The organism is Janthinobacterium sp. GW823-FHT03B06 (genome assembly GCF_058796955.1).
Genome location: NZ_JBXAJE010000014.1, coordinates 1 through 12,500, shown reverse-complemented (window position 1 = coordinate 12,500; position 12,500 = coordinate 1). Strand labels below are relative to the sequence as shown.

13 protein-coding genes are annotated in these 12,500 nt (G+C 61.7%); 4 read left to right on the top strand and 9 right to left on the bottom strand.

Annotated elements, in window-relative coordinates:
- The first annotated feature begins 10 nt into the window (after window positions 1–10).
- Entirely contained in the window at window positions 11–202 is a 192-nt protein-coding gene (yacG, locus tag AC1RBA_RS27410; RefSeq protein WP_034785391.1) for a DNA gyrase inhibitor YacG, read from the top strand.
- A gap of 3 nt (window positions 203–205) precedes the next feature.
- Here the strand turns inward: yacG and AC1RBA_RS27405 are convergent, their stop codons facing one another.
- The 5 genes from AC1RBA_RS27405 to argJ all read right to left on the bottom strand — a co-directional run bounded on the left by AC1RBA_RS27405 (window position 206) and on the right by argJ (window position 3,501).
- Window positions 206–628, bottom strand: a complete 423-nt coding sequence (locus AC1RBA_RS27405; RefSeq protein ID WP_139143048.1) for a type II toxin-antitoxin system VapC family toxin — start codon at window positions 626–628, stop codon at window positions 206–208.
- A 6-nt stretch (window positions 629–634) separates the two neighbouring features.
- Window positions 635–844 (bottom strand): FitA-like ribbon-helix-helix domain-containing protein, encoded by a 210-nt coding sequence (locus AC1RBA_RS27400; protein ID WP_492420515.1) that lies wholly within the window; start codon window positions 842–844, stop codon window positions 635–637.
- 121 nt (window positions 845–965) lie between these two features.
- Window positions 966–1,388: an NUDIX domain-containing protein gene (locus AC1RBA_RS27395; RefSeq protein WP_070312907.1), complete on the bottom strand. Its 423-nt coding sequence runs from the start codon at window positions 1,386–1,388 to the stop codon at window positions 966–968.
- Window positions 1,385–2,266 carry an ATP-binding protein gene (locus AC1RBA_RS27390; protein ID WP_121668507.1) on the bottom strand — a complete coding sequence of 294 codons (882 nt, stop codon included), beginning with the start codon at window positions 2,264–2,266 and terminating at the stop codon, window positions 1,385–1,387. The genes AC1RBA_RS27395 and AC1RBA_RS27390 overlap by 4 nt, the downstream gene beginning before the upstream one ends.
- Window positions 2,263–3,501 carry a bifunctional glutamate N-acetyltransferase/amino-acid acetyltransferase ArgJ gene (argJ, locus tag AC1RBA_RS27385; protein WP_034784989.1) on the bottom strand — a complete coding sequence of 413 codons (1,239 nt, stop codon included), beginning with the start codon at window positions 3,499–3,501 and terminating at the stop codon, window positions 2,263–2,265. The genes AC1RBA_RS27390 and argJ overlap by 4 nt, the downstream gene beginning before the upstream one ends.
- Before the next feature lie 217 nt (window positions 3,502–3,718).
- Here argJ and AC1RBA_RS27380 point away from each other — a divergent pair, with 217 nt between their 5' ends.
- Entirely contained in the window at window positions 3,719–4,975 is a 1,257-nt protein-coding gene (locus AC1RBA_RS27380) for an alpha/beta hydrolase (RefSeq protein WP_139143047.1), read from the top strand.
- Between the two features lie 84 nt (window positions 4,976–5,059).
- Here AC1RBA_RS27380 and secA read toward each other — a convergent pair whose 3' ends face one another.
- Entirely contained in the window at window positions 5,060–7,831 is a 2,772-nt protein-coding gene (gene secA / locus AC1RBA_RS27375) for a preprotein translocase subunit SecA (RefSeq protein WP_121668506.1), read from the bottom strand.
- A 279-nt stretch (window positions 7,832–8,110) separates the two neighbouring features.
- On the opposite strand from secA, the gene AC1RBA_RS27370 reads away from it, so the two are divergent.
- Window positions 8,111–8,620 (top strand): DciA family protein, encoded by a 510-nt coding sequence (locus AC1RBA_RS27370; protein ID WP_492403359.1) that lies wholly within the window; start codon window positions 8,111–8,113, stop codon window positions 8,618–8,620.
- Between the two features lie 109 nt (window positions 8,621–8,729).
- On the opposite strand, the gene lpxC is transcribed toward AC1RBA_RS27370, so the two are convergent.
- The 3 genes from lpxC to AC1RBA_RS27355 all read right to left on the bottom strand — a co-directional run bounded on the left by lpxC (window position 8,730) and on the right by AC1RBA_RS27355 (window position 11,517).
- Window positions 8,730–9,665: a UDP-3-O-acyl-N-acetylglucosamine deacetylase gene (gene lpxC / locus AC1RBA_RS27365; RefSeq protein ID WP_070222474.1), complete on the bottom strand. Its 936-nt coding sequence runs from the start codon at window positions 9,663–9,665 to the stop codon at window positions 8,730–8,732.
- Between the two features lie 75 nt (window positions 9,666–9,740).
- Entirely contained in the window at window positions 9,741–10,583 is an 843-nt protein-coding gene (locus AC1RBA_RS27360) for a DMT family transporter (RefSeq protein ID WP_409028777.1), read from the bottom strand.
- A 160-nt stretch (window positions 10,584–10,743) separates the two neighbouring features.
- Window positions 10,744–11,517 (bottom strand): helix-turn-helix transcriptional regulator, encoded by a 774-nt coding sequence (locus tag AC1RBA_RS27355; RefSeq protein WP_492420512.1) that lies wholly within the window; start codon window positions 11,515–11,517, stop codon window positions 10,744–10,746.
- A gap of 104 nt (window positions 11,518–11,621) precedes the next feature.
- On the opposite strand from AC1RBA_RS27355, the gene AC1RBA_RS27350 reads away from it, so the two are divergent.
- Window positions 11,622–12,389: a class I SAM-dependent methyltransferase gene (locus AC1RBA_RS27350; RefSeq protein WP_070222477.1), complete on the top strand. Its 768-nt coding sequence runs from the start codon at window positions 11,622–11,624 to the stop codon at window positions 12,387–12,389.
- The last annotated feature ends 111 nt before the right edge of the window (window positions 12,390–12,500 follow it).

Below are 12,500 nucleotides of genomic sequence, written 5' to 3'. Positions count from 1 at the left end.
TATTTGCCCCATCATGACCGTCGTTAACTGCCCTACCTGTGCCGCCAAAGTCGAATGGACTGAAGCCAATAAATACCGCCCCTTCTGCTCGGAACGCTGCAAGCAGATCGACCTGGGTGCCTGGGCCGAAGAGAAATACACGATCCCCGCCGCCGACCCGTTCGAAGATCCCTTGGCAGACGAAGACAACAAGCCCCAGTAAGCTTCATTTGAATGGATTTTCCAGGCGCAGCCCCTGCGCCGCGAAACTGTCGAGCCTGCCGCTGACCACCGTCAAGCCATAGGCAATACCCATCGCCGCGATCTGTCCATCGACGCCATGCGCGTGACTACGGCCATGCAGACGCGCGCACACGAGCGCGCAATCGAGATCGAATTCCAGCAGCCGCGGCGCATATTCCGCCAGCACGGCTTCCAGCCAGCCCTCCAGCGCCAGTGCTTCCAGCGCCGCTTCGCGCCGCCAGCTGCACTGTATGCCTGCGCGCAATTGCGCGATCACCTGCACCGGCACATAACGCAACTCCGGCGCTACCCGCTCGAAAAAATCGGCCACGCCCGCCGGCGCAGCACTGCCCTTGCGCGCAGCAACGATCACATCCGTATCGACCAGATAAGCGGGCATAGGCATGGCGCATCAGGGGCGGCGCTCGAAATCCGCGTCCAGGCCCACGTCGGGCATGCCGCGCAAAATATCGTCGAGCGGGCGCTTCGGCAAGGGCCGCAAGGCGCTGCGCAGAATGTCGCGGTGCTCGTCTTCGATGCTGCGCCCATGCGCGCGGGCAAGCTTGTGCAAGGCGGCAATCAGCAATTCATCGGTATCGGTAAAGGTCAGTGTCAGCGGCATGCGAGACTCCCCCGGTGCTTGATGAAAGCACTGTAGCGCAAAGCGCGCGCGATACAAGGAAAGTCACAGCAAAGCTTGCGCCAGCACGCAGCATGGTGCTGCCCGCCGGCACAAGTGGAGATCAGGCAGGTATCAGGGATTCCCGGCGTACCTCGTCGAGCCATTCCAGCAGGGGAATGGTGGCCGGCAGCAAGGGTTCCACGCCGACCGTGCCCTGCCAGGCGAACGCCTGCCCTTCCAGGCTTTGCGGCTCGCCGCGCCAGTTGCGGCTGATATAGAAATGCAGGCGCACATGGGCGTGCGGATACACATATTCGACGCCGCACCAGGCTTCGGCGCTGTCGATGTATAAACCCAGCTCCTCGACAAACTCGCGCTTCAAGGCGTCCAAAATGGCTTCGCCCGGTTCGACTTTACCGCCAGGAAATTCCCAATAACCATCATACGGCTTGCCGGCCGGACGCTGGCCCAGCAGCACGTCGCCATTCGGTTTCATCAGGATGCCAACGGCCACATCAACCGGTTTCACTTTCATCTCGCTCATTGCGGCAGCTTTCCCGCAGGTAGTTTCCCAGCATAATCGCGCGCGAATTGCCACGCCACCCGGCCCGAACGCGAACCGCGCTGCAAGGCCCAGCGCAGGGCGTCGCCGCGCGCTTGCGCGATCTGTTCCGGCGTGCAGCCGAACGAGGCGAGCCAGTGCGCCGCGATATCGAGATAATCGTCCTGCTTGAAAGGGTAGAACGACAGCCACAGGCCGAAGCGCTCGGACAGCGAGATTTTCTCTTCCACCGTCTCGCCCGGATGCAAATCGCCATCGTCGTCCGTCTTGTAGCTGCTGTTGTCCGACATGCGTTCGGGCATCAGGTGACGGCGGTTCGAGGTGGCGTAGATCAGCACATTGTCCGATTGCGCGGCGATGCTGCCGTCGAGCGCCACTTTCAGCGCCTTGTAGCCGCTTTCGCCCTCTTCGAACGACAGGTCGTCGCAAAAGATGATGAAGCGCTCGGGACGCGCCGCCACCAGGTCGACGATGTCGGGCAAGTCGGCCAGGTCCGCCTTGTCCACTTCGATCAGACGCAGGCCCTGGCCGGCGAACTGGTTCAGGCATGCCTTGATCAGCGACGACTTGCCCGTGCCGCGCGCGCCCGTCAGCAGCACGTTGTTGGCGGGACGGCTGGCAACGAACTGGCGCGTGTTCTGCTCGATCTGCGCTTTTTGCGTGCCGATGTTATGCAAGTCATCCAAGGCGATGGACGACACGTGCGCCACCGCCTGCAGATGGCTGGCGGCGCCCTGCCGCCGGCGCCAGCGGAAGGCAAAGCTGTTCCAGTCGGTCGCCGGCAAGGCCGGCGGCAAGATCGACTCCAGGCGCGCCAGCACCCGCTCGGCGCGGATCAGGAATTGATCGAGGGCGGTCATGAGCGGTAGTCGGCGTTGATCGACACGTAATCATGCGACAGATCGCACGTCCACAGGGTGGCCGTGGCATCGCCGCGCGCCAGTTTTACACGGATGGTGATTTCGCTTTGCTGCATCACGCGCTGGCCGTCCTGCTCCTGGTAATCGGGGTTGCGGCCGCCGTTCTTGGCCACCCACACGTCGTCCAGGTACAGGTTCAACTGGCCCACGTCCAGGTCGTCCACGCCCGCGTAGCCGATGGCGGCCAGGATGCGGCCCAAATTCGGGTCGGAGGCGAAGAACGCGGTTTTCACCAGCGGCGAATGGGCGATGGAATAGGCGATCTTGCGGCATTCTTCCACGTTGCGGCCGTCTTCCACGGTCACGGTCATGAATTTGGTGGCGCCTTCGCCGTCGCGCACGATGGCTTGCGCCAGGAAGGTCGACAGTTCGGTGACGGCGGCCGCCAGTTCCGCATAGTGCGGCGAATCGATCGAATCGATGACCAGGCTGCCGGCGCCCGTGGCCACCAGCATGAACGAGTCATTGGTGGACGTGTCGCCGTCGATGGTGATGCAGTTGAACGATTTGTCGGCCGCCTGTTTCACCAGCTGGTCCAGCACGGGCTGGGCCACGGTGGCGTCGAACGCGAGGAAACCCAGCATGGTGGCCATGTTCGGCTTGATCATGCCGGCGCCCTTGCTGATGCCCGTCAGGGTCACTGCATGACCGCCGATGGTGACCGTGCGCGAACCGGCTTTCGGCTGCGTGTCGGTGGTCATGATGGCTTCGGCGGCCGAGAACCAGTTATCCGAGGTCAGCGCGGCCACGGCTTGCGGCAGGCCGGCGACCAGGCGCTGCACGGGCAGCGGTTCCAGGATCACGCCGGTGGAAAACGGCAGGATTTGCTGCGGCGTGCAGCCCAGCAGCTCGGCCAGCGCGGCGCAGCTGGCCTGCGCGTCGGCCAGGCCCGATTCGCCCGTGCCCGCATTCGCGTTGCCCGTATTGACCAGCAGCGCGCGGATCGGCGCGGCGCCGGCCGTCACGGCCGCCAGGTTGGCCTTCGAGATTTGCACGGGCGCGGCGCAGAAGCGGTTCAGGGTGAACACGCCGGCTACGGTGGCCGTCGGCGCCAGTTTCAATACCAGCAAATCCTTGCGGTTGGGTTTCTTGATGCCGGCTTCGGCAACACCGATTTCAATGCCGGCGACGGCTTTCAAGTCGGCGGCGACGGGCTTGGGAGAATTGACGGCCATATGAGTTCTTCTGCGAGGGAAAAGGGAAGCGCTATTGTAGCGCCTTCGCGGCGGCATTGACCATGCGGGCGCCCTTATACTCGACGAACATTCGCTCCTGCCCCGGCTCGCAAGCTTGCGATTTGTCATGATGGCAGAGACATGCGTGCCTAAGGTGAGAGTGCACGGTACTTCGCGTGCGACCTTCCAATGCGGCACCAACAGAAGAGAGAATGCCATGCTGAATCAACAGAAATGCGTTTGCCTGATCAAATCATATCGTGTAACAGCCGGGCCTTTGTCCCTGGCCCTATTGTGCAGTGTGCTGAGCGCATGCGCATCCCTGACGCCACCAGCATCGATCAGCACGATCGAGCCCGCCCCGGAAGCGCCTGCAACGGCTTCGCTGCCGCCTCCGCCTCCGCCTCCCCCGCCGCCACGGTCTGCTCCGGCCCCGCCGCCGGTATCGGGCGGACTGCCGGCAGAGGTAGCGGCGCAAGCGGGCAGCACGCTGGTCAGGGTTTATTACGCCACCGACCGGCAATTTCAAGCTGACAAGAAAAACTATAGCTGGCAACCAAACCGCAAAGCGCCTCATTTAAGTTACGGCAGCGTATTGGTCAGTGTTCCCGAGGATAGGAAAATCGGCACCGTAACAAAAACGCCGTGGTGGATTTTAGGTCAAGGCGGCGACGCCCGAAAATACATGCTCATCATGGACTTGGAGCGCTGGTCGGCCGCCAGGTTTTTTGCCACAGTCAAAACGCGGCTGGCAGCCTCTCTCCCCCCGGAGAGGCGGGCCGCCTTCATTTATATCCATGGATACTACAATGCGTTTGACGATGCCGCCTTGCGCACTGCGCAGATGGCTGTCGATCTTAATGTCAACGCCATGCCCGTGTTTTACAGCTGGCCATCGAAGGGAGAATTTACCGGCTATCGTTTTGATGACAACTCTGCTCAATGGACGCAGGCACATCTGCAAAACTTCCTCGCTGATTTCGCCGACCGCTCCGATGCCACCGATATTTACATCATTGCGCACAGCATGGGTAACCGCCCGACGACGATGGCCCTGGCCAACTTGCTGGAAAAACGCCCGGAACTGCTGCCGCGTTTCAAGCAAGTGGTGCTGGCGGCGCCGGACATCAACGCCGATGTATTCCGCGAGCAGATCGCACCTCGCCTTGCCAGTCTGGGCTTGCCAGTCACGCTGTATGCATCGAAGAATGACATGGCTATGCGTTTGTCCTACAGGTATTCCGGTTGGGACAAAATTGGCGACATCCGCGGCCCCATCGTCAACATTCCCGGCCTTGATTTTATCGATGCCTCGAACGTGACAATGAACTTTATCGGCCACGACTATCTTGTCAGCAATCGTGTCGTACTGACCGATGTTGCCACCATGATCAAGGCGGGTCTGCGGGCAAAAGATCGTGGCGGGTTGCGGGGCAGGCCATTACCCGTGCCGCGGTATTGGGAATTTCCTTGAGCTGGCATTGACTGCGACAGAAAAGCAAGCATAAAAAAACGGAGACCGCAGTCTCCGTTTTTTGTTCACACTGACAAACCGCGCTTAAGCCAGCTTGCCGTGGCAAGCCTTGTACTTCTTGCCGCTGCCGCAAGGGCATGGATCGTTGCGGCCGACCTTGACGCCCATGCTCACGCTCATGTCGTCGACATACTGGTCGTTGCTGTCGCCAGCCGTCGGCGCCAGCAGTTCTTCCGGCGCCGCGTTCGGGTCGAATTCGGCGTGCTGGTAGTGCACGTTTTCCACGTGCGACTGCTGCATCGCCTGTTCGGCCGCATCGACTTCTTCGCGCGACTGGATACGCACCGTCATCACGTGTTTCGTGACGTCGTTCTTGATCATGTCGAGCATCTGGCCAAACAGTTCAAACGCTTCGCGCTTGTATTCCTGTTTCGGGTTCTTCTGCGCATAACCGCGCAGGTGAATACCCTGGCGCAGGTGATCGAGTGCCGCCAGGTGTTCGCGCCAGTGGCTGTCCACGCTTTGCAGCATGACATTGCGCTCAAAGCCGCCAAACGATTCCTTGCCGACGATATCGATCTTCGACTGGTACACGGCATCGGCCGCGGCCAGCACTTTTTCCAGGATCTCTTCGTCCGTCAGGGTCGAATCGGCTTCCAGCATTTGCTGCAGCGGCAGGTCGAGCTGCCATTCGCTGGCCAGGGTGTTTTCCAGGCCCTTGATATCCCACTGCTCTTCCACCGATTCGCGCGGCACGTATTCGTGCACCAGGTCCGTGAACACGCCATGGCGCAGCGAGCCGATCATCTCGGAAATATCGGTCGTTTCCAGCAGCTCGTTACGCTGCTGGTAGATGACCTTGCGCTGGTCGTTGGCGACGTCATCGTATTCCAGCAATTGCTTGCGGATGTCGAAGTTGCGCGCTTCGACCTTGCGCTGGGCCGACTCGATCGAACGCGAGACGATGCCTGCCTCGATCGGTTCGCCTTCCGGCATTTTCAAACGGTCCATCACGGCGCGCACGCGGTCGCCGGCGAAGATGCGCAGCAGCGCGTCGTCGAGCGACAGGTAGAAGCGCGAGGAACCCGGATCGCCCTGGCGGCCGGCACGGCCACGCAACTGATTGTCGACGCGGCGCGATTCGTGGCGTTCGGTGCCGATGATGTGCAAGCCGCCCGCATTGACCACGTGGTCGTGCAGCGACTGCCACTCATCGCGCAAGGTCTGCGACTGGGCTGCCTTGTCGGCGTCGCTCAGCTCAGCATTGGCTTCGATAAACTTGATCTGGTTTTCGACGTTACCGCCCAACACGATGTCCGTACCGCGGCCTGCCATGTTGGTGGCGATGGTGATGGCTTTCGGACGGCCTGCCTGGGCGATGATTTCCGCTTCGCGCGCATGCTGCTTCGCGTTCAGCACGTTGTGCGGCAAGCCGGCCTTGGTCAGGATGCCCGACAGCAGTTCCGAGTTCTCGATCGAGGTCGTCCCCACCAGCACGGGCTGGCCGCGCTCGTAGCAGTCGCGGATGTCGTTCAACATCGCGTTGTATTTTTCCGCCGACGATTTGTAGACCTGATCCTGGCGGTCCTTGCGCTGCAGCGGACGGTTTTGCGGAATCACGACCGTTTCCAGGCCGTAGATTTCCTGGAATTCGTACGCTTCCGTATCGGCCGTACCGGTCATGCCGGCCAGCTTGGCGTACATGCGGAAGTAGTTCTGGAAGGTGATCGAGGCCAGGGTCTGGTTCTCGTTCTGGATCTTGACGCCTTCCTTCGCTTCGACGGCCTGGTGCAAGCCGTCGGACCAGCGGCGGCCCGTCATCAGACGGCCCGTGAATTCATCGACGATCACCACTTCATTGTTCTGCACCACATAGTGCTGATCCTTGAAGTACAGCGCATGCGCGCGCAGGGCCGCATACAGGTGGTGCACGAGGGTGATGTTGGCCGAATCGTACAGCGACGCGCCTTCCGGCAGCAGGCCCATCTCCATCAGGATGCCTTCGGCCTTTTCGTGGCCCGCTTCCGTCAGCAGCACCTGGTGCGCTTTTTCATCCTTGGTGTAGTCGCCCGGCACTTCAACCTTGCCCTTGCCGTCCGGCGTTTCTTCGCCGATCTGCAGGGTCAGGCGCGCAGGCAGTTCATTGATCTTGTGATACAGGTCCGTGTGGTTCTCCGCCTGGCCCGAAATGATCAGCGGCGTACGCGCTTCATCGATCAGGATCGAGTCGACTTCATCGACGATGCCGAAGTTCAGGCTGCGCTGCACGCGCTCGCGCGCTTCGTAGACCATATTGTCGCGCAAGAAGTCGAAACCGAATTCATTGTTCGTGCCGTACGTGATGTCGGAGTTGTACGCCTGCTGTTTGGCGCTGTGCTCCATCTGCGACATGTTCACGCCCGTCGACAGGCCCAGCCATGCATACAGGCGGCCCATGGTCTCGGCATCGCGCTGCGCCAGGTAGTCGTTGACGGTGACGATATGCACGCCCTTGCCCGACAAGGCATTCAGGTAGGCTGGCAAGGTTGCCATCAGGGTCTTGCCCTCGCCCGTGCCCATTTCCGCGATCTTACCGAAATGCAAGACCATGCCGCCGATCATCTGCACATCGAAATGGCGCATGCGCAGGACGCGCTTGCTGGCCTCGCGGCAAACGGCAAAGGCTTCCGGCAACAAGGCATCGAGCGATTCGCCAGCGGCGATGCGTTCCTTGAAGGCAGGCGTTTTCGCTTGCAGCTCGGCATCCGACAGCTTTTCGATGGCCGGCTCGAGCGCATTGATCTCGCGTACCGTTTTTTGGTATTGCTTGAGCAGCCGCTGGTTGCGGCTACCGAAAATCTGGGTCAGTAATGACATGCTTGAATTCTTGAAAAAACGCCGTTAAAAAAAGCTCGGTAGGGAACAACGAGGTAGTAATCGCGTCACCGCACGGAGTTCGACTATGGCAAAAGACGATGATTTTATCATGCGTTCCCGCCAAGGTTGGGGTAATGCACCATATAACAATAGCTTAATGACAAACAAATGGCAGAAATTGCGGACATTTCCCATACTGTAAGGCAATACGGCCTGCCCGCCTGCGCCGCACCCGCCGCCGCACTCGTCATGCGCGGGCGAGTGTGCTATGTTTCGGCCATGCGAACTCCCACTTATTCTCCGGCGCCGCGCCGCGGCTACGGCTTTGCCCGTTCCGGCCCGGCCGCGACGGGGGCAACCGATTTTCTGCGCGGCAACGCGACGATGGCTTCCCTGATGCCCACCGTCACGCGCCTGGCCGCCCTGCAGAAAGATTGCGCCAAGGCTTTGCCGGCGATGTTCGAGCATTGCGACATCCTGCAATTCGAAGGCGGGCAGCTGGTGCTGGCCACGCCGAACGCGGCACTGGCGGCCAAGCTCAAGCAGCAATTGCCGAAACTACAAGGGGAACTGGAAAGAAAGGGCTGGCAGATTGCAGGCATCAAGCTGAAAGTGCAAGTCATCAAGAGCATCGCGCCCATCGTGCATACGCGGGCACTGGTCTTGCCGGAAAAGGCCATGTCGGCCCTGGAAGAGCTGAGCACGGCATTGCCGCCATCGAAGCAGAACGAGCAGTTGATCGCGGCGCTGCGCAATATGGTGCGCCACCACCGCGAACCTAAAGATTAGCAACGCCAGGCGGCAGCACGTAGGTCGGGTTAGGCCCTTCGGGCCGTAATCCGACAACATTGTTGGCGCCTGCGGGGTTGTCGGATTACGGCCTGCGGGCTAATCCGACCTACGTCAACGACCACTCGCGCTCCATCTGCCGCAAATACGACTGCGGCGCCGCCTCGTTGGTATCGAACGAGACGATTTCATACGATTCTGGCTGTTCCAGCAGCGCCAGCAGCAGCTGGTTGTTCAGCGCGTGGCCCGACTTGTGCGCCGTGTAATATGCCAGTAAGGGATGGCCCACCAGGTACAGGTCGCCGATGGCGTCGAGGATCTTGTGGCGGACGAACTCGTCTTCGTAGCGCAGGCCATCGGCGTTGAGGATACGGTACTCGTCCATCACGATGGCGTTTTCCAGCGAACCGCCACGGGCCAGGCCCATGCCGCGCAAGCTTTCCACGTCTTGCATGAAACCGAAGGTGCGCGCGCGCGCCACGTCGTGCACGTAGGACACGTCGCCGAAGTCCACCGAGGCGCGCTGCATCGTGCCATCGACGGCCGGGTGATTGAATTCGATGAAGAAATCGAGCTTGAAGCCGTCGTACGGCGACAGGCGCGCCCATTTTTCCGCGTCGCCCTTGCCTTGACGCACTTCCACGGGCTTGATGACCTTGATGAATTTCTTCGGCGCCTGCTGCTCTTCCACGCCGGCCTGCTGCAGCAGGTAGACGAAGGACGAAGCGGAACCGTCCATGATGGGAATTTCTTCCGCATTCACGTCGATCACCATATTGTCGATGCCCAGGCCGGCTGCGGCCGACATCAGGTGTTCAACCGTGGAAACCCTGGCGCCGTCCTTGATCAGTACGGACGCCATGCGCGTATCGCCCACGGCCATGGCACTGGCGGGAAACTCGACGATGGGATCGAGGTCGATGCGGCGAAACACGATGCCCGTGTCGATCGCGGCGGGACGCAGAATCAGCTCGACCTTGGTGCCGGAGTGCAAACCGACACCGATGGTGCGGACCTGTTGTTTGATGGTGCGTTGTTTTAACATCTGTCGATTATATCTATTTGCCGGATTTTCGTTGCGGTGCGGCATGGCTCACGCCAGAAATACCACAACCGTTCCTCACGGATGTTCGCTTTCCGCATGCACGGCTTCGCGCCGCACCAGGTAAATGCCGCTGCCGATGATGATGGCCGCGCCGATCAAGGTGTATTCGTCGGGCAAGGCGCGCCACAGCATCCAGTCCAGGGCCATGCCCCAGGCCAGGGCCGAGTATTCGAATGGCGCCACGCTCGATGCCTTGCCAAAACGAAAAGCTTCCGTGATGGCCAGCTGGCCCAGGAAGCCGCTCAGCGACAAGCCGGCCAGCAGCCACCAGTCTTCGCGGCGGATGCTCACCCATTCGTGCGCCGACAAGGCCACGCCGCCAGCGGCCATCATCACCATCAGCCAGAAGACCATGCTTTCGCTGGCATCCGTGCGGCTCAGGATGCGGCCCGTGACGGCGGAAATGGCGTAACAGGCAGCCGAGCCCAGCACGGCCAGCCCGGCCAGCGAAAAGAATCCCGAACCGTCGGGACGCAGCGCCACCAGCACGCCCAGCAGACCCACGGCGATGGCACACCAGCGCGCGACGTCGACTTTTTCCTTCAAGATAAAAACCGACAGCACCGTGATCAGCAAGGGGGCAACAAAAAACAGCGCATACGTCTCGGCCAGCGACATGCGCTTCAAGCCGTAGGCGAACAGGGTAATCATCAGCACGCCCAGCGCGCCGCGCAGCAAGTGCAGGGGCCAGCGCACCTTCAGCACATTCTTGAAGGCGCCACGGTACAGCAGGTACAGGCAGACGAGCGGCAGGGACGACAGGGCGCGCAAGGCCGTCACCTGCATGGGCGGATAATGGGCGGACAACAGCTTCATGGCCGTGTCCATCAGGGAAAACATGGCGACGGCGACCAGCATCACATAGATGCTGCGCAGGTTGGGATTGCGGGATATCAGGACAGACTCCTGGCGAAAGAGCGGGACCGTCATCATGGCGACGGCCGGAGCCAGGACAGCATGGTCTGGAAAGGCCGGGCCAGGCGGTCAACCAGATTATAGCAAGCGCGGCTGTTTTACCTTATGACACAGGCAACAGCATCACCAGTTTCAATTCATGCTGGCGCGCCAGGTGCAAGGTGACCTGGTTGAAGCTGAGCGCCCCCTGTTGCGCATGCTGGAAGCGGCGCAAGCCGCCATCGCGGCCCTGCACCTGCTGCGCGCTCCACCACTGGCAAAATTCAGGGCTGGCGTCGGCCAGCTCCGCGATCAGGCCGGCCAGCGGCGCCTGGTCCGCCTGGCGGCCGATATCGGCACGAAACTCCGCCACCAGCCGCCGCGCCCGCTCGGGCCAGCCGACGATCAGGTCGCGCGCGCCAGGTTCCAGGAACATGAAGCGCAGCTGGTTCGGCGCGTCCCCGTCGCCATGCAGCCAGCCCGTGAACAAGGCGGACGCCGCTCCGTTCCACGCCACGGCGCTCCATTCGCGGTCGAGGATGTAGGCGGGCGCGTTGATGGCGGCGACGATGGCCGCCAGCTCGGCGCTGGCAGGCCCGCCGCCCTCGCCTGTGCCATGGCTGGGGTCATGCTTGTCGGCCACCTCGAACAGATAGGCGCGCTCGGCCTGGCTCAGCTGCAGTACCTGCGCCAGGCGAGAAAGCATCTTGGCCGACGCCGACACGGGCCGCCCCTGCTCCAGCCACGTCAGCCAGGTGGGACTGACGTCGCACAGCTGCGCCAGCTCTTCGCGCCGCAAGCCCGGCGTGCGCCGACGCCCGCCACCGGGCAAGCCAGCCATGGCGGGGGTGACGGCTTCGCGCCGGGCGCGGATGAATTCAGCGAGCTTGTTCGACATGGCACAGATGCATGGTAGTGGACATACCAGTATAAGTTATGGTCTTGTTACAGGATAATTTTATCCCTATTCTGCAGGAACTCACCCATCAACAGGAGAAAACCATGCAGCAGCACGATGTCGTTACCGAACAGTTTGGCAAGACAGCCCATGCCTACCTGAGCAGCGCAATCCACGCGCAAGGCGCCGACCTGGTGCTGATGCAGGAATGCGCGCGCCGCCACGGCCGGCCGGCCGTGCTGGACCTGGGCTGCGGCGCCGGCCACGCCAGCTTTGCCGTCGCCCCCGTGGCGGCATCCGTCGTCGCCTACGACCTGGCGCAACCCATGCTCGACGTGGTGGAGCACGCGAGAGCGCAGCGGGGCTTGCACAACATCCGCACGCAACAGGGCGACGTGGCGCGTCTGCCGTTTGCCGATGCCAGCTTCGACATGGTGGTCACGCGCTTTTCCGCGCACCACTGGAATGACGTGGCGGGAGCCCTGGCCGAAGCGTGGCGCGTGCTGCGCCCGAACGGCACGTTATTGGTGGTCGATATCGTGGCGCCCAAGACGGCCCTGTACGACAGCACCTTGCAGGCGGTGGAAATGCTGCGCGACGCCTCGCACGTGCGCGACTACCGCACGTGCGAATGGGGCGCCAAGTTCGGCAACGCGGGCTTTACGCACAGCTTGCGCAGCGTGTGGAAACTGACGATGCAGTTCGACGAGTGGGTGGCGCGCATGCGCACGCCGGACGAGCGCGTGGCGGCCATCCGCAACCTCTTCGATGGCGCGCCCGAGGAAGCGCGCCGGTATTTCGCGCTGCAGGACGACTATTCGTTCAGCATCGATGCGGCCATGTTCGAAGCGACCAAGCCATCGGTACAGTAAACGTAAAAACGGCGCCGATGGCGCCGTTTTTTATGGCTCTGTCCCCGTTAAGTAGGGGAAGTTCAGGAATCTTCCTGTATCCCTGCTGTCTGACTGTGCATCGCAGACAAA

Coding starts and splice junctions, on each gene's coding strand:
- AC1RBA_RS27405 (WP_139143048.1), bottom strand. CDS start 628: ATGCCTATGCCCGCTTATCTGGTCGATACGGATGTGATCGTTGCTGCG.
- AC1RBA_RS27400 (WP_492420515.1), bottom strand. CDS start 844: ATGCCGCTGACACTGACCTTTACCGATACCGATGAATTGCTGATTGCC.
- AC1RBA_RS27395 (WP_070312907.1), bottom strand. CDS start 1,388: ATGAGCGAGATGAAAGTGAAACCGGTTGATGTGGCCGTTGGCATCCTG.
- AC1RBA_RS27390 (WP_121668507.1), bottom strand. CDS start 2,266: ATGACCGCCCTCGATCAATTCCTGATCCGCGCCGAGCGGGTGCTGGCG.
- argJ (WP_034784989.1), bottom strand. CDS start 3,501: ATGGCCGTCAATTCTCCCAAGCCCGTCGCCGCCGACTTGAAAGCCGTC.
- AC1RBA_RS27380 (WP_139143047.1), top strand. CDS start 3,719: ATGCTGAATCAACAGAAATGCGTTTGCCTGATCAAATCATATCGTGTA.
- secA (WP_121668506.1), bottom strand. CDS start 7,831: ATGTCATTACTGACCCAGATTTTCGGTAGCCGCAACCAGCGGCTGCTC.
- AC1RBA_RS27370 (WP_492403359.1), top strand. CDS start 8,111: ATGCGAACTCCCACTTATTCTCCGGCGCCGCGCCGCGGCTACGGCTTT.
- lpxC (WP_070222474.1), bottom strand. CDS start 9,665: ATGTTAAAACAACGCACCATCAAACAACAGGTCCGCACCATCGGTGTC.
- AC1RBA_RS27360 (WP_409028777.1), bottom strand. CDS start 10,583: ATGCTGGTCGCCGTCGCCATGTTTTCCCTGATGGACACGGCCATGAAG.
- AC1RBA_RS27355 (WP_492420512.1), bottom strand. CDS start 11,517: ATGTCGAACAAGCTCGCTGAATTCATCCGCGCCCGGCGCGAAGCCGTC.
- AC1RBA_RS27350 (WP_070222477.1), top strand. CDS start 11,622: ATGCAGCAGCACGATGTCGTTACCGAACAGTTTGGCAAGACAGCCCAT.